This window comes from Aquimarina algiphila (assembly GCF_007489275.1).
Lineage (GTDB): Bacteria > Bacteroidota > Bacteroidia > Flavobacteriales > Flavobacteriaceae > Aquimarina > Aquimarina algiphila.
This window is the reverse complement of the sequence record NZ_VLNR01000007.1, coordinates 115,838-131,668: the sequence shown is the minus strand read 5'-3', so window position 1 is coordinate 131,668 and position 15,831 is coordinate 115,838. Positions and strand designations below refer to the sequence as shown.

Below are 15,831 nucleotides of genomic sequence, written 5' to 3'. Positions count from 1 at the left end.
AAAAAGATACTCAACCGATATTTGTCAGTTTTTTCCTGACTTTACAACATTTTACTATATTTGTTGCTGTGTTTAGGTTCTTTAAGAACTACATATTGGTTGATATCCTGCAAAAATAGCATATTTTAGATTATGTCAAAGGTTAAATATTACTATGATAGTGAGACTCTTTCTTATCGCAGAATAGAGCAAAAGAAAGGTCGCAAATTTGGTATTGCTGCATTAGGGGTTATCGGTTCTTTTTTAGCTGGTTTTGTCCTTCTCTTAATTTATCTTAACATTCCTCAATTAGAAACTCCTAAAGAAAAAGCATACAAAAGAGAATTAGAGAACATGCAACTTCAATATGATTTAATGAATCAACGATTGAAACGTGATGAAGTTATATTAAAAGAAATCGCAGAACGTGATGACAATATTTATCGCCTTTATTTCGGCGCTAATCCTATCCCAGAAGAACTTAGGAATGCTGGATTTGGAGGAGTAAATCGATATAAGAATCTAGAAGGATTTAATAATTCTGATATTATTATTAAGAGTAGTGAGCGAATTGACAAATTAACCAAACAAATTGTTGTTCAATCTAAATCTCTAGATGAAATTGCAACTTTGGCAGAACAAAAAGAAGAATTACTAGCTACCATACCAGCTATTCAACCCATACGTAATTCTGATTTAAGACGTATGGCTTCTGGTTACGGATGGAGGAGTGACCCTTTTACGAAAGCAAGAAAATTTCATTATGGTATGGATTTTTCTGCTAATACTGGTACTCCTATCTATGCCTCTGGTAATGGTGTTGTTACGCGTGCTGATGCTAATTCTACTGGATACGGAAGACATATACGTATAGATCATGGTTTTAACTATGTTAGTCTATATGCCCACCTAAGTAAATACAATGTAAAAAAGGGTCAAACAGTAAAACGTGGAGATGTTATTGGATATGTAGGAAGCACAGGAAGATCTGTAGCACCACATCTACATTATGAGATTTTCAAAGATGGTGAACGTATTAATCCTCGTAATTTTTACTACGGAAGTTTAACTTCTGAAGAATTCAGTGAAATGCTTAAAGCTTCTAATCTAATTAACGAAACCTTAGACTAACCTCTATGCGCAAATTACTTCTTCTTGTCTTAATTTTTGGCTTCTGTTTTACTATTCAAGCACAAAAATATTCAAAAGAGGTATTGGATTCGATGTCTGTTATAGTTGAGAACACTCAATTGAAACTTGCAAAATCCAAAACTATTAAAATTATGGCCGTTGGTGATATTATGATGGGAACCGACTTCCCTAATAATAGTTATCTACCTCCTGACGAAAAAGGACCTTTTGATGATGTAAACTCAATTCTCACTAAAGCTGATATTCTATTTGGTAATCTGGAAGGTACACTTACGGATGAAGGAGAGAATGCAAAGCGCTGTTCTGATCCATCAAAATGTTACTCCTTTAGATCTCCCGAGTACTTTGGAAAATATCTCGAAGAAACAGGATTTGATGTCATGAGCATTGCAAATAATCATATTGGGGATTTTGGAGAAATAGGTATAAAAAACACTTCAAAAACACTCGAAAAACATAACATTGCCTATGCAGGTGTATTTGCTCAACCTTCTACTATTTTTGAAAAAAATGGAATTAAATATGGATTTTGTGCATTCGCCCCCAATAAAGATTGCATAAAAATTCATAACTTAACCAATGCAAAAAAAATCGTAACTGAGCTCAAAGAGAAAGTAGATATTGTGATTGTTTCTTTTCATGGCGGTGCCGAGGGTTCTGATCACACTCATGTGCCTAGAAAGACAGAGCGATTTTATGGAGAAGATCGTGGAGATGTTTATCGTTTTGCTCATACGCTGATTGATGTAGGCGCTGATATTATTTTAGGGCATGGACCACATGTTTCCAGAGCATTTGAAGTGTATAAAAATAAATTTATTGCATACAGTCTGGGTAATTTTTGCACCTATTCGAGATTTAATTTAAGTGGAATTAAGGGGTATGCACCTATAGCAGAAATTGAAATTAATTCTGATGGTGATTTTATAAAAGGAATGTTGCATTCTGCTAAACAGATAGACGAGGTTTATCCTTTTTTAGATGACAAAAAGAGGGCTTTAAAGGAAATTAAACAACTTACCGAAAAAGATTTTCCTGAAAGTAAGCTGATTTTTGAAGATGACGGAAGTTTTACACAACAAAAAGAATAACTATTATGTATGTAGACTTACCAAAAAAAATGTATTATGGTATCGGAGAAGTAGCAGAAGCATTTGATGTAAATGCCTCGTTAATTCGTTTTTGGGAAAAAGAATTTGATATCATAAAACCTAAAAAAAATGCTAAGGGTAATAGAAAATTCACTCCAGAAGATATTAAAAATCTCGAATTAATATATCATTTGGTAAAGGAACGAGGGTTTACACTAGAAGGCGCTAAGATTCATCTTAAAGAACAAAAACAAGAAACCTTAGATAGTTTTGACATTATCCGGAAATTAGAATCTATCAAAGGCCAATTGCTCAAAATAAAAGAACAGCTTTAGAATAACAAAAATTAAAATCCTCTTACCTTCCTCAATCTAATTAAACACTTTATTTCTTCCTAAAATATACTGAAACTGGAACTCCATTAAAATCAAATTCTTTACGAAGTTGATTTTCTATAAAACGCTTGTAAGGGTCTCTTATATATTGAGGTAAGTTACAGAAAAATGCAAATTGCGGTTGTGGAGTAGGTAATTGTGTAATATATTTTATTTTTACATATTTACCTTTGTACGCTGGAGGCGGATTACGTTCTATAATTGGTAATAGAGTATCATTTAATTCACTTGTCTTGATCTTCTTAGATCTATTTTTATATACCTCTACAGCAGTTTCTATAGCCTTAAACAATCGTTGTTTTGTTAATGCAGAAATAAATACAACAGGAACATCTGTAAAAGGTTCTATTTGTTTGCGGATATATTTTTCAAAATCTTTAAGAGTGTTACTTTCTTTATTCTCTATAAGATCCCATTTATTTACTAGAATCACTACTCCTTTACGGTTACGCTCTGCTAACCAGAAAATATTCTGTACCTGCCCGTCAAACCCTCTTGTAGCATCCAAAACGATCAAACACACATCACTATGTTCAATTGCTCGAACTGATCTCATTACAGAATAAAATTCAAGATCCTCCTTTACTTTTGATTTACGTCGAATTCCTGCGGTATCTACAAGATTAAACTCAAATCCAAAACGGTTATACTTTGTATCAATAGCATCTCGGGTAGTTCCTGCAATATCAGTAACAATATACCTATCTTCTCCAATTAGAGCATTAATAAATGAAGACTTTCCTGCATTAGGTCTTCCCACCACTGCAAATCGTGGCAATTCATCATCTTCATCTTCATCTTTTTCAGGTAGTGCTTTCACCAATTCATCCAAAAGTTCTCCTGTACCACTCCCGTTAATACTAGCTATAGTATAATACTCTCCAAGCCCCAGATTATAAAATTCAACTGCATTTGCTGCCCTTTGACCATTATCCACTTTATTTACAGCTAAAAAAACTGGTTTATTCACTCTACGAAGTAAATTAGCTACATCTTCATCCATCCCGGTTATTCCGGATTCTACATCAACCATAAATATAATAGCATCTGCTTCATCAATTGCCAACTCTACTTGTTTATCAATTTCAGACTCAAAAACATCATCACTACCTACAACATATCCTCCAGTATCTATCAACGAAAATTCTACTCCATTCCAATCACTTTTTCCATAATGACGATCTCGAGTAACTCCACTAACTGCATCTACTATAGCTTCTCTCCTTTGAATCAACCGATTAAAGAATGTTGATTTGCCAACATTTGGGCGTCCTACAATTGCTACTATACCACTCATTGATATTTATTCTAAAATTTTTGCAAAATTAGACTTTTTATTTAAGCAATACTATACATATTTTGATTTGATTTCAATATCATTAGAAAGTCGTCCAAAAAATAAAAAGTCCACAAGCCAATGTTTTAGGCCTATGAACTTTTCATAATTGATAGTCAGTCAGTGAAATAATTACTTATATCAAATATACCAAGTAATACGGTCAAGTTGGTTACTGTAAAACAACAAAGTTTTTATGGATGTTATTTAATCGTCTTCCTGGCTTATTTCATAAATCGCTACAGTATTAGAAACCTCATTAGTAATAATGACTAAATCCTTATCTACAGGGCTATCTTCGGCTCTAACAACTGTTAATCCTTCTGGAGAAATATCAACATCATCTCTTATCCATTCTAAAAACTCTGGATGAGATGGATTAGAAATATCATAAATCATTAATCCTCCTGTTCTTTCTAACCCTACAAATAACAATGTTTTATTACCTACCTTTAATGTTTCTACTGCTTCTGGCTCAGCTCCTTTATCATCAGATCTTTTATCTGCAGCTCCTCCTTCGTTATTATTAAATGCTCCTGCATCCAAGTCAAAAATAGTTTTTCCTATTTGGTCTCCACTATCATAGATAACAGATCCAGAAGTGGACCATATTGTAAATGACCTTGCTCCATATCCATAAATTTCATCAAAATCACCATCTCCATCTATATCCCCATTTGCTGTAGTGGTTTTCAGTCTTCCTAAATTCTCATCCAACTGTAATGTTTCTGCATTTGGAAAAGCCACAGGATCTAGAGTAAGATCTTTTACTCTTTCTTCTTCAGAAAAACCGTCATAGTCTCTAGCATCTCCTTCATTTGCTGTTATTAAATATCTTCCTCCTTTTATTTTTGCAAATGTAATTGCGTCAGGATGATAAAATCCAAAAACTGGCCAATTTTGAAAATTCCCTACAATGTCATCTTTATCACTAGCATCTATTTGATTATCTTCTAGGTTATAATTCTTCACACCTAATCCAATAATATCTGTAATTGTTTTAGTTTGTAAATTAACAATTGCTATTCCGTTATTTTCTTGTAACGTTACATATGCCATTTTAGAATCATTAGAAATGGCCACATACTCTGGTTCTATATCCTGTGCTAAAGTAGCACCAGGTCCAAATACACGAAAATGGTTACCGATCACCTGACCATTAAAAGCCGTAAAACCAATATTAAAAACCTGACCATTTTCTACCTCTATTATAGTAATTGAGCCTTCTGGGTCATTAACATACAAATCATCTGGTTCTCCTTCATTTGCAGCTACAATATACTTACCGTTAGGACTAAACGTGACCATATCTGGTAATGCTCCTGCTTCATAGGTATTAAGTAATACTTGTGAATCTGAATCATATGTTGCAATTACTCCATTTGCTTGTTTATTTGTTGCATTTTCTAATGCTACAGCTACAATTCCATCATGAACTGCAACACTATTTGGAATACCTGTTAATGCTATATCACTTCCTTGAATTGGGGTTCCAGGATTTGATATATCCCAAACCGATAGTTCTGCATCATTTGGATTCACTACAAATAGTTTTCCTGTATTGGCATCAAAAGCAGAAATCTCTGCGAACCCCTCATCTCCTGTTCCATTACTGAAACCTCCAATTTTTTTAAACGTTAATTTGTTATTTCCACCGTTACCACCTCCTCCTTGGTAATCATCTATGTCACATGAACTAAATGCCCCTAATACAACCGCTGCAAAAAGAGCAGTTTTGTTAAAAATTTTCATTGTTGATGTTATTTTATGTGATTAAAACCTCAAATGTTAACAACAAATTTATCCTTAACGTTATGCTAAGGATAAATTAAGAATATTAATGACTTATTTGGGTTCTATATAAAACATAAAGCCCGCTATTTCATAGCAGGCTTTAAAACATAGTATATTTTAAAATATTCACTGTATAATCAATCTTTGTGTGGTAGTTCCTGTTTCTCCAGTGATCTTCATGATATACATTCCTGAAGAAAGTTTTGAGAACTGAGTAAGACTTACATCTATCGTTTCATCTCCCTGAGGCATATTTCTAACAATTACAGGTCCAACAGCAGCTCCTGAGAGATTATGAATAGAAATTCTAACCTCTTGATTAGTTTTAGATTTCATATTTAATGATACATTTCCTGTAGGTTCTAAAACGGTTGGATACACTTCTACAGTTTTACTTCCTGGCAAAACTCCTCCTTCACATGGAAAAATAGAAATCCCTATTTCATCTTTAGCAACGCAACCATCTTTACTCACTTCAAGAGTATAACTAGAAGGTTCTAATATTGTCACCGTAATGGATTTTGTCGTCTCACCTGTTGACCAAAGATATGTATCTGCATCTATTGGAGAGGTAAGTACTACAGGTAGCCCAAAACATGTTATTAAATCTTCTCCTAGATCTATTGACAACTCAGAAGAAACAGAAACTAACACTTTATCTGTGGCACCACCACAAGAACTACAATCATTTACAGTCACTGTATATTCTGTATCTTCCTCTGGAGATACGGTAATACTTTTTGTAGTTTCTCCTGTAGACCACAAATAAGCAATTCCATCTGGTGTAGAGCAATCTCCATTTTTATCTACTTCTGCAGTGAGCGTAACTTCCTGCCCAGCACAAATTTGCTGATCCTCTCCAGCAGTTACAGATGGTGGATTACCTGTGCGAACTTCTACCGTATCAGAAGCTTCACAATCTTCACAATCCTTAACAGTAACGGTGTATGTTCCAGGGCCAGTAACCACAATTGACGGTGTAGTGGCTCCTGTAGACCACAAATAACTTACATCACTATTACCCGTAGAACTACATTCTCCAATATTAATATTAAAATCTCCTACATTAAAATTACTATCTGTAGTATCAAACCAACCAGACCCTCCATATTTACCAACTTCTTCTTCAGTTATATTTGCTCCATTACCCAATTGAAAAGCCGGACCTCTTCGGGAAATATCAAATGACCAAGAACCATCGGTCTGAGTAACAGAACCAGAAACATCGGTATAATAAATCCATCCACTGGTACTTTCTGAATTACAAAAGTGATTTTTAGGGCTCCCAGCAGGTGCTGTTATCGTTTTTCCAGAATAGGTTACATCAACTTCTAATGTAATCAAAGGATCATCATTATCCACTACAGTACCTGTTAGAGTAGCTGTTCCATTAGCTAGTTCTTTCCACTCCAGATCAACATTAGAAAATCTCTTTATTGTATTATTTATTTCATCTTTTAACCAAAGTACGTAAAGATTTCCTTTTCCACATCGAACTGTATTCTCAATGCTATATGATTCACAATCATCACATATGGATGCATCAGAAATTGAAGCAGTAAGTGTTACTCTTTGACCACGACAAATTTCTGTGTCATCTCCAGCGTTAACGGACAACTCACAAACTGTTGAAGGCGTATCTATACAGGCTTTAAAAGCATGCTGATGTAATTCTCCCTGATTATGATAATAGTTTTTTGCTATTACTTGACCATTTATATTTCCTGAAGAATCCTTAATTACATCTGCTTTTGGAGCAAATAAAGAACCTACTAAGGTACCTCCGCCTTTAAGCGTTACAGATGATGCATTAAAGAAATTCCAGATAATAAAACTACCATGCTGATCCCCTATGCTATTGATATTAAAAACATTCCATTCAAAATCACCAGATGCGTCTACATTTATAATAAGCGGAGTACTTGCATCTGGCTCATTTTCAAATGTTAGGTAAGGCATATTAAGAATTTTGTTTCCTGTAAGATTTAGCACATTTACTTGACCAGAAGTAAGATTAATTTTATTGTTTTGATCTACTTCTAAGGTAGCGTCTAGAAGACTAAATGCTAAGGATGTAGATTCAAATCCTTCAAACGCAGTTTCAAAATCTATTAAATCACTATGACCAACAGAAGTTGCCAATTGTTTTCTTTGCACTTGTACTCTTGGAATTGCTTCATAACCTCCAGAGGTTAATCTTGTATTTACAGATGCATTATTAAGGTCTCTATCAAAAACTGAGGATCCATTACTATCTCCTATTTTGACAAATCCTTTATTAAGGTGTATTCCTTCTCCCGAATTATACATGATCTTTCCTGCAACCACCAAAGAAGAAGCTTCACTATCTCCATTAAAATAATTAATTCCGGCTGTATGAGCTGCAACGGTAATAATTCCTTTCATTGTGAGATCTCCACCCATTGCAATAGGGCCTTCCGTATCTCCGTTTTTAAGATGGGTTTCATATCTCACAAATGCATTATATTCTAAAGCATTATTAAGTGGATTATCACAAGTATTAACTGTAGAGGTCTTTTCTTCAACACTATTTTTATAGTCTGCTTCTATAAACCCCGAAGAGAATGTAAAAACGTAAACTAACACAAAAGAGAATAGTGTAATTTTGGTTACTTTTTTTCTAAAACTGTTGAGCATTTTGACGGTTTTTAAGATTGATTTTTTTTTATAAAATTCAAAAAAACGCATTATCCAAGTATAATTTTATGGTAATAACACAATTAAATATGTTTTTGATAAGAATGATTTATCAAAACTATTTACTAGTATTACCAGAATAAATCTTTACTAATTTGTACTATAGGTTTGTTTGTGAAGAAGTAAAATGTATTCATAGCTTGGGGCGTTTTTACATTAAATTTGGAAGACGAAATTAAATATAAACCATCTAAAATCAATGAAAAAATTGATAAAACCGATAAACGGTAAAATTCACCACACAAACTACGGTGTTACCATAAAAATAGTTTGCAAAAACCTCAAAATTCCCACAAACCACTATCTTACAACCAATTACATATTAAACAACAATAATACAATATAATCGCTGAATTATTGATTATATCCAAAACGCTTTAATTGTCGCTCGTTACTACGCCAGTTTTTATTAATTTTCACATATAGTTCTATATGTATTTTTTTGCCAAAAAATTTCTCGAGTTCTTTACGTGCTTCTGTCCCTACTTTTTTCAAAGCTGATCCTTTATGACCAATTATAATTCCTTTTTGAGAATCACGTTCTACCATAATTACAGATCGGATTCTAATAATACTTTCTTCTTCAAAAAACTCTTCTGTCTCAATTTCTACAGCATAAGGAATTTCTTTTTTATAGTAAAGTAAGATTTTCTCTCGAATAGCTTCATTTACAAAAAATCGTTCAGGTTTATCGGTGAGTTGATCTTTTGGATAAAATGCCGGAGATACTGGCAATAGCTCAACAATACGATCAAACACCTCCCTAACATTAAAATTTTCTAATGCTGATATTGGATATAACTCTGCATTCGGTACTTTTTCTGCCCAGAATTGAACTTGCTCTTCTAATTGTTCCTGATTGGATTGATCAATTTTATTTAATAATAAGATCACCGGAATTTTAGCATTTTTAATTTTATTAAAAAAAGCTTCGTCTTTCAGTTCTTTTTCACCTATTTCGACCATATAAATAAGTACATCGGCATCTTCAAAAGCAGATTTAACAAACCCCATCATTGATTCTTGCAACTCATATGCTGGTTTTATTATCCCGGGAGTGTCAGATAAAATTACCTGAAAATCATCTCCGTTAACAATACCCAAAATCCTATGCCTTGTAGTCTGTGCTTTGGAAGTAATAATGGATAATTTTTCACCAATAAAAGCATTCATTAATGTAGACTTCCCCACATTAGGGTTACCAATAATATTTACAAAACCTGCTTTATGAGTCATAATAATCAATTTTAATGCAAAGGTAGATGAATATTCAACAAGAAAGTAATTGATCAAAAGATAATTGAGTTCATCTCTATTTTGTTAACATCTATTTACAAAAAATCGTTAGTAAGTATCATCAAGGAATTAACTTTTTAATTGTTTTTTTCCTAAATTTAGTTCTATTACGTTTTCAAAAACCCCGTGAAAACATTTTTTTATTATTAAAAATCGGGACAATTTGGAAGTACAACAATTAATTTCTTTACAGATTTTAAAAAAAAGAGTCATAATACAATCATGTATTATTATACTTTCATTATCCTTTAATCTTAACGCTCAAGACCAAAATAAACTTCTTGCTAAAGCAAATCAAAATTTCAAAGCTTTTAAGTATATCGATGCACGTGCGATTTACCTGGATGTAGCAGAGCGTGGATACTCTTCACAAAATCTTTATAGTAAATTAGCCGATTCATATTATTTTACAGGTGATCTTGAAGGTTCTGTTATATGGTATAAAAAATTATTTAAAGAATACCCCAAAGATCTAGATGCAGAATATCTATTTAGATATGCTCAAAGTTTAAAAAGTATCGAGCTTTATAGCGAAGCTGACAAGGTCATGGATGAATTCAATACACTAACAGGAAACGATAAACGTGCCCGTTCCTTTATCAACAAGAGAGATTATTTGAATTTTATTGAAATGCAATCGGGAAAATACAATATTTACCCTCTGAGTATAAATTCTGAAAATTCTGAATATGCCCCAAGTTTTAATAATCAAAATCAAATAGTTTTTGCTTCATCCAGAAGTAAAAAAACAAATAGTTCAAAGCTGCACGGGTGGAACGAAATGCCTTTTTTGGATTTATTCTCCTCGACAATAAAAGAAGATCAAATTAGTCTAGAAGGCATAAAAAAACTTCCTGGTAAGATTAATACCAAATTTCATGAATCCTCAACTAGTTTTAGCAAAGATGGAAAAACAGTTTATTTTACGCGTAACAATTATACCAACAATAAAATAGGAACTAATAAAAAAGGAGTCGTTTTATTAAAACTATACAAAGCTTCTTTACAAGATGGGAAATGGGTAAATATAGAAGAATTACCTTTTTGTAGTGATGAATATTCTGTATCGCATCCTTCACTTAATGCAGATGGAAGTAAACTGTATTTTGCCAGTGATATGCCCGGTTCGTTAGGTAAATCTGATCTATTTGTGGTTGATGTACTCGATAACGGAAGATTTGGTACTCCAGAGAATCTTGGAGAAGGTATTAATACCGAAGGTAGAGAAACTTTCCCGTATGTAAGTAATAGTGGAAGACTATACTTCTCTAGTGATGGACATGTCGGTTTAGGAGGGTTGGATATTTTTGTATCTGTACCAGAGGAATCAATTTACAATACTGCTTATAATGTGGGAAAACCTGTGAATAGTCCAAAAGATGATTTCAGTTTTGTACTTAATGAAGATATACGAATTGGTTATTTTGCCAGTAATCGAAAAGGGGGCAAAGGGAATGATGACATTTATAGTTTTAAACAAACAGAAGAATTAATTACTTCATGTAAACAATACATTAAAGGAAATATTACCAACAGTTATACGAATGAGAATTTACCTAATGTGAATATTACCATAACCGATATCAGTGGGAATATAATTGTTCAAACTACATCAGACGATCAAGGTGAATACGCCGTTAACGTGCCTTGTAATACAGAATATATTGTATCTGCATCATTAGATGGGTTTATATCGCAAGACGTAGTGCTAAAAACTACTGATGTTTTCGAATTGAGCCATGATATTTCAATACCACTTGATCCTATAAAAGCTACAGAAATATTACTCACTTCTGTAGGAATCAATATTGGAGATGATTTATCCAAGGTTTTACAACTTCAACCTATATATTTTAGTCTTGATGATTCTTCAATTCAACCAGAAGCCGAGGTAGAATTACAAAAAATTATTTCTGCAATGAATAAGTATCCAGAACTAAAGATTGAGGTTAGATCACATACGGATAGTAGATCAAGTTATTGGTACAATAAAAAACTAAGTGTAAAAAGAATGAGAACCACTGTGAAATACATTATAGAAAATGGTGGGATTTACTGGCGACGTATTCGAGGAAAAGCCTATGGAGAAAGAAAATTAATAAATGACTGTACTAATAATGTACCTTGTACTGAGGAAGAACATCAAAAGAATAGGAGAAGCGAATTTATAGTCCGTAAATAGAATCTTAGTATTTTCGTTTGTTAAATTTTATATTGATTTATTTTCTAGTTTTTGGAAATATATTTTAGCCCTTTTATTTACTCTTGGAGCCAATAAAAGTGCAGAAATAACAGTAGGGATAGCCATGATTGCAAAAGCACTATCGATAAGATTAATTGCAAATTCTATTTTTACTACGGCCGCAATTATAATAGATAGAATGTATATGTAATTATAGTATTTCCCATATTTGGGTTTGGTTAAAAACCCTAGGCATGTTGTTCCATAATAGGAATAAGAGAATAGTGTAGATAATGCAAACACTGAGACCATAATAATTACTACAATATCACCCAGACCGTAAGGTAATACGGTATTAAAAGCTTCTAATGTTAATGAGATACCATTATCGTTTGTACTTTGCCATACTCCGGTAGAAAGTATGGCCAGAGCGGTTAGTGTACACACCAATAATGTATCTATTGCCGGACCAATCATTGCTACCAAACCTTCTCTAATAGGTTCATTAGTTTTTGCAGTACCGTGCATCATTGGCGCAGTTCCTATTCCTGCTTCGTTAGAAAATGCTGCTCTTTTAACTCCTGTTTTAATCAAATACCCCAAAGCACCTCCTGCAACGGCTTTCCCTGAAAAGGCATCAGAAAAAATTAAGGTAAACATTGTTGGTACTTTCTCCATCTGAATGATCAAAATCGCAATCACGGTTATAAAATATAATACCACCATAAAAGGAACTAACTTACTAGCAACATTACCAATTCTCTTAATTCCACCAAGAATAACAATAGATGCAACCCCTGCTAACGAAAACCCTATATACCATTTATCACTATCATTCCAATCCAGCACATCCACCAATGTTTGTGTTAGTTGATTTGCTGTAAATGCTGGCAATGTTCCTACTAACCCTGCTAATGCGAATACTATTGCAAGGGGTTTCCATTGTTGACCCAGTCCTTTAGTAATTACATACATAGGACCACTAAGCAAATTACCATCATCATCTTCTGATCTATACATTACGGCTAGTGAACAGGTATAAAATTTGGTAGCCATGCCAATCAAAGCACTAATCCACATCCAAAAAACAGCTCCCGGACCACCAGCAACTATTGCTATAGCTACTCCACTAATATTCCCCATACCCACAGTTGCAGCAATAGCAGAAGATAATGCCTGAAAATGATTTAATTGACCTGGGGCTTTTTCATCATCATATTTACCACTTAGTACCTGAATTGCATGTTTAAAATAGAAAAAAGGAGTAAATCGAGAGTAGATTAAAAAAAAAACTCCGCCTCCTATAAGAAGAATTAATAAGGGCCAATCCCAAACCCAGGAACTAAAATCTGAAACAAAACCTTCTAGTGTTTTAAACATAAGTATTAAAGGTAGTAACAATAATTGTATTTAGTATATAAAGAATTATACTTCTGTCAAAATTCATTCTGAGGCTCTAATAAATCTTGGTTTATTAATTCCTCTATCATACATAACTATGCTTCCTGCTACAGCAACATTGAGGCTTAACTCTGATCTAAATTTGACAATAAATCTGGATTTTTCAATAGCTTTTTTTGATAATCCATGATCTTCTGCACCTAATAAATATACGCATCGTTTTGGGTGCTTAAATGTCTCTAATGGTTCTGCTTTATCAGTAAGTTCTACTCCAATCAACATAGCTCCTTTAGGTAAATGATGATAGAAGTCGTCAAAGGTATTATAGTGAAAGTAAGGCATTGACTTTACCGCATTGTGGGTATCGCTGGCTTGTTTTGCATATCGGTTACCAATGGTAAAAATAAAACTTGCACCCATATTTTGTGCAGAACGCCAAAGTACTCCAAGGTTCTCTGGTGTTTTTCCGTTTTGAATTCCAATCCCAAAAAATTCGTTATCAAGATTATCGATCATAAGAGCAAAAATATAAAAACCTTAATATTATTTTTATTTTTATAAGTGCTACTCATTACTCCTATATTTTAGATAAGCATTCTTTAATTTTACATCGTACTTATTCTTTTTATAACCAGGGCCATTATACCCTTCTGCAAACCTTGCCCAATTCTTTTCTTTAATCCAATCTATGAGTTTTTTACCCTTAAAAGGAGTAATTTCTATAAATTTACCAAATGCTTTAAGATGTTCTCTTTCATGCTCATACATAGTTGAAACAAATTGATCCATAGACGAATACCCTAAGGATGAATAATGAAATCCCATGATCTGAAATGCCCCCCATGAAGCAGCACTATACGCAGCTTCATGAAAAGCTGATAGATCAGATATTCCTGCTGCTTTTTCTAAGCGATCATATTCACTAGGGCCTCCTCTATAATGAATTTTAGTCCATTTTTTATACAATACATCCTTGGTTCTTTCTGAAACATATTGAGATGGATTTACTCCTCTCTTGTCTAGCTGCCTCCAAAATATATGACCTTCGAATAAAATTCTTGGTCTACCGCAGACCAAAAACCCTTTTCCATTACTTTCTATTTCATTAACTGCTTTTACCATTGCAAGTTCTAAGCCAAATTGTTTTGCAAAATCTTTTGCATCCTGTTCTGATAAAAATTTATCATTAAACGCAGTTAAATCTTTTTTTACTTCTATAAGTTTTGACCATGTTTTGAGTCCTACAATACCGTCGACAACAAGATTATGCTTACTCTGGAAGTCCTTCACTGCCAAATCGGTATCTTTTCCAAAAAAGTTGGATACAAATACTTTGTATCCTAGTTTTGTTAAAACCTCTTCTAAATAATGAACATCCTGCCCACGTGAGCGATACTGTATTGTTTTCATTTTTTATGTTTTTCTCTTAATACTCTAACTCAATAAATCTCTATTTATTTATTTTTTCATTTCCCAAAAAACAAAACAATTATTGTTATTACCTAATAAAAAATCACCACAAATTAACCGAAACAACATCTTAAACTCAATTAAAAAGATAGCACCAAGCATTATTGAAGATACAAAAAATTGCCTAATCAACCTCAAGTTATAAGTACATATAATGTAACAAAAAAGATGCTAAAAATCTGATTTTAAAGTATAGTATCATTATAAAACAATTCAAATACATCATATGAGTATATTATCAAAGTTTGGTTTTTTTAATTTTTTAAAACTTGAGAATTATTCTGCACAAAACGAATTCTAATTAGATCGTTACGAATACTAAAACCGTATCTTTTAAAACAACTTAAGGAACTACTTTTACCATCAAATAGCCAACCTCAAAATAAGCTGTTATGAAAAATGTTGCCATAATCATTATTCTATTCCAAAGTTTTCAATTTGTTAACGCTCAGCAAGGTTTTGCAGAAACCCAGAATTTTTTGGTAACTACTGAAATTATGAACCAGGATCAAGAACACCCCTCATATGTTATTAATCTGGTTCGTTCAGAAGATGATTCACAAAAAATATCTACCCTTACAATTGAGGACACAGAACTTTTTGAGGATATCTTCATAACCACCTTAGAGAACCCTGGACTAGAAGGGATCTCTAAGGTGATTAAGATGGAGATTGAATACCTAGCCTGTTGTGCACATGTAGAAGCATATTATTATATGGTTAAAGAAGATAATACAATTGTAGCGCTTCCTGAACTTAGAAATGTATACTGTGAAAATTCTGATACAGATTTTCAATATATATTTCCTAACCAAGAATACGGTATTAAAGGTAATATCCTAGAAACACAAACATTTTATAAAGAAACAGTAAAAGATATTAAATACGTAAACCTAAAACAAAGCTTTGCCTGGAATAATGGTGTTGTTCAAGATTCAAAGACAACTGCTATTACTGGGTATTAATTAAATCCTAACGGTAATCTCAATCTGATAAACAAAAAGGGGGAAACTTTTG

At 33.0% G+C, this 15,831-nt stretch carries 12 protein-coding genes; 5 read left to right on the top strand and 7 right to left on the bottom strand.

Features of this window, described 5'->3' with window-relative positions:
- The first annotated feature begins 132 nt into the window (after positions 1–132).
- From FOF46_RS05185 to FOF46_RS05175, 3 genes are read left to right on the top strand one after another with little or no spacing between them, the layout of a single operon-like run.
- Positions 133–1,110, top strand: a complete 978-nt coding sequence (locus FOF46_RS05185; protein ID WP_109433884.1) for a M23 family metallopeptidase — start codon at positions 133–135, stop codon at positions 1,108–1,110.
- Positions 1,111–1,115: 5 nt separating this feature from the next.
- Positions 1,116–2,222, top strand: coding sequence for a CapA family protein (locus FOF46_RS05180; RefSeq protein WP_143915708.1), 1,107 nt, complete (start codon positions 1,116–1,118; stop codon positions 2,220–2,222).
- 5 nt (positions 2,223–2,227) lie between these two features.
- Positions 2,228–2,557, top strand: coding sequence for a MerR family transcriptional regulator (locus FOF46_RS05175; protein WP_109433886.1), 330 nt, complete (start codon positions 2,228–2,230; stop codon positions 2,555–2,557).
- Positions 2,558–2,606: 49 nt separating this feature from the next.
- On the opposite strand, the gene der is transcribed toward FOF46_RS05175, so the two are convergent.
- The 4 genes from der to era form a co-directional block, all read right to left on the bottom strand.
- On the bottom strand, positions 2,607–3,914 hold the full coding sequence (gene der / locus FOF46_RS05170) for a ribosome biogenesis GTPase Der (protein ID WP_109433887.1): 1,308 nt from the start codon (positions 3,912–3,914) through the stop codon (positions 2,607–2,609).
- Positions 3,915–4,160: 246 nt separating this feature from the next.
- Positions 4,161–5,705, bottom strand: a complete 1,545-nt coding sequence (locus tag FOF46_RS05165; protein ID WP_143915707.1) for a choice-of-anchor I family protein — start codon at positions 5,703–5,705, stop codon at positions 4,161–4,163.
- 168 nt (positions 5,706–5,873) lie between these two features.
- Entirely contained in the window at positions 5,874–8,405 is a 2,532-nt protein-coding gene (locus FOF46_RS05160) for a collagen-binding domain-containing protein (protein WP_167571749.1), read from the bottom strand.
- Positions 8,406–8,819: 414 nt separating this feature from the next.
- Entirely contained in the window at positions 8,820–9,701 is an 882-nt protein-coding gene (gene era / locus FOF46_RS05155; protein ID WP_109433890.1) for a GTPase Era, read from the bottom strand.
- A 223-nt stretch (positions 9,702–9,924) separates the two neighbouring features.
- Between era and FOF46_RS05150 the strand changes: the two genes are divergently transcribed.
- Positions 9,925–11,943 carry an OmpA family protein gene (locus tag FOF46_RS05150; protein ID WP_244299569.1) on the top strand — a complete coding sequence of 673 codons (2,019 nt, stop codon included), beginning with the start codon at positions 9,925–9,927 and terminating at the stop codon, positions 11,941–11,943.
- A gap of 27 nt (positions 11,944–11,970) precedes the next feature.
- On the opposite strand, the gene FOF46_RS05145 is transcribed toward FOF46_RS05150, so the two are convergent.
- From FOF46_RS05145 to FOF46_RS05135, 3 genes are all read right to left on the bottom strand, one after another.
- A complete protein-coding gene (locus tag FOF46_RS05145) occupies positions 11,971–13,323 on the bottom strand; it encodes an alanine/glycine:cation symporter family protein (RefSeq protein WP_143915705.1) in 1,353 nt (450 codons plus the stop codon).
- A gap of 63 nt (positions 13,324–13,386) precedes the next feature.
- Positions 13,387–13,860, bottom strand: a complete 474-nt coding sequence (locus FOF46_RS05140) for an RNA methyltransferase (protein WP_143915704.1) — start codon at positions 13,858–13,860, stop codon at positions 13,387–13,389.
- A 48-nt stretch (positions 13,861–13,908) separates the two neighbouring features.
- Complete coding sequence (locus FOF46_RS05135) at positions 13,909–14,754, bottom strand: N-acetylmuramidase domain-containing protein (protein ID WP_143915703.1); 846 nt, start codon at positions 14,752–14,754, stop codon at positions 13,909–13,911.
- 452 nt (positions 14,755–15,206) lie between these two features.
- Here FOF46_RS05135 and FOF46_RS05130 point away from each other — a divergent pair, with 452 nt between their 5' ends.
- The gene (locus tag FOF46_RS05130) at positions 15,207–15,779 is read left to right on the top strand and encodes a hypothetical protein (protein WP_143915702.1); all 573 of its coding nucleotides are present in this window, start codon (positions 15,207–15,209) and stop codon (positions 15,777–15,779) included.
- Positions 15,780–15,831 lie beyond the last annotated feature (52 nt).

What these genes read in the sequence shown, in the direction of transcription:
- FOF46_RS05180 (WP_143915708.1), top strand. Translation starts at nt 1,116, where the DNA reads ATGCGCAAATTACTTCTTCTTGTCTTAATTTTTGGCTTCTGTTTTACT.
- FOF46_RS05135 (WP_143915703.1), bottom strand. Translation starts at nt 14,754, where the DNA reads ATGAAAACAATACAGTATCGCTCACGTGGGCAGGATGTTCATTATTTA.
- der (WP_109433887.1), bottom strand. Translation starts at nt 3,914, where the DNA reads ATGAGTGGTATAGTAGCAATTGTAGGACGCCCAAATGTTGGCAAATCA.
- FOF46_RS05145 (WP_143915705.1), bottom strand. Translation starts at nt 13,323, where the DNA reads ATGTTTAAAACACTAGAAGGTTTTGTTTCAGATTTTAGTTCCTGGGTT.
- FOF46_RS05185 (WP_109433884.1), top strand. Translation starts at nt 133, where the DNA reads ATGTCAAAGGTTAAATATTACTATGATAGTGAGACTCTTTCTTATCGC.
- FOF46_RS05140 (WP_143915704.1), bottom strand. Translation starts at nt 13,860, where the DNA reads ATGATCGATAATCTTGATAACGAATTTTTTGGGATTGGAATTCAAAAC.
- FOF46_RS05175 (WP_109433886.1), top strand. Translation starts at nt 2,228, where the DNA reads ATGTATGTAGACTTACCAAAAAAAATGTATTATGGTATCGGAGAAGTA.
- FOF46_RS05160 (WP_167571749.1), bottom strand. Translation starts at nt 8,405, where the DNA reads ATGCTCAACAGTTTTAGAAAAAAAGTAACCAAAATTACACTATTCTCT.
- era (WP_109433890.1), bottom strand. Translation starts at nt 9,701, where the DNA reads ATGACTCATAAAGCAGGTTTTGTAAATATTATTGGTAACCCTAATGTG.
- FOF46_RS05130 (WP_143915702.1), top strand. Translation starts at nt 15,207, where the DNA reads ATGAAAAATGTTGCCATAATCATTATTCTATTCCAAAGTTTTCAATTT.
- FOF46_RS05165 (WP_143915707.1), bottom strand. Translation starts at nt 5,705, where the DNA reads ATGAAAATTTTTAACAAAACTGCTCTTTTTGCAGCGGTTGTATTAGGG.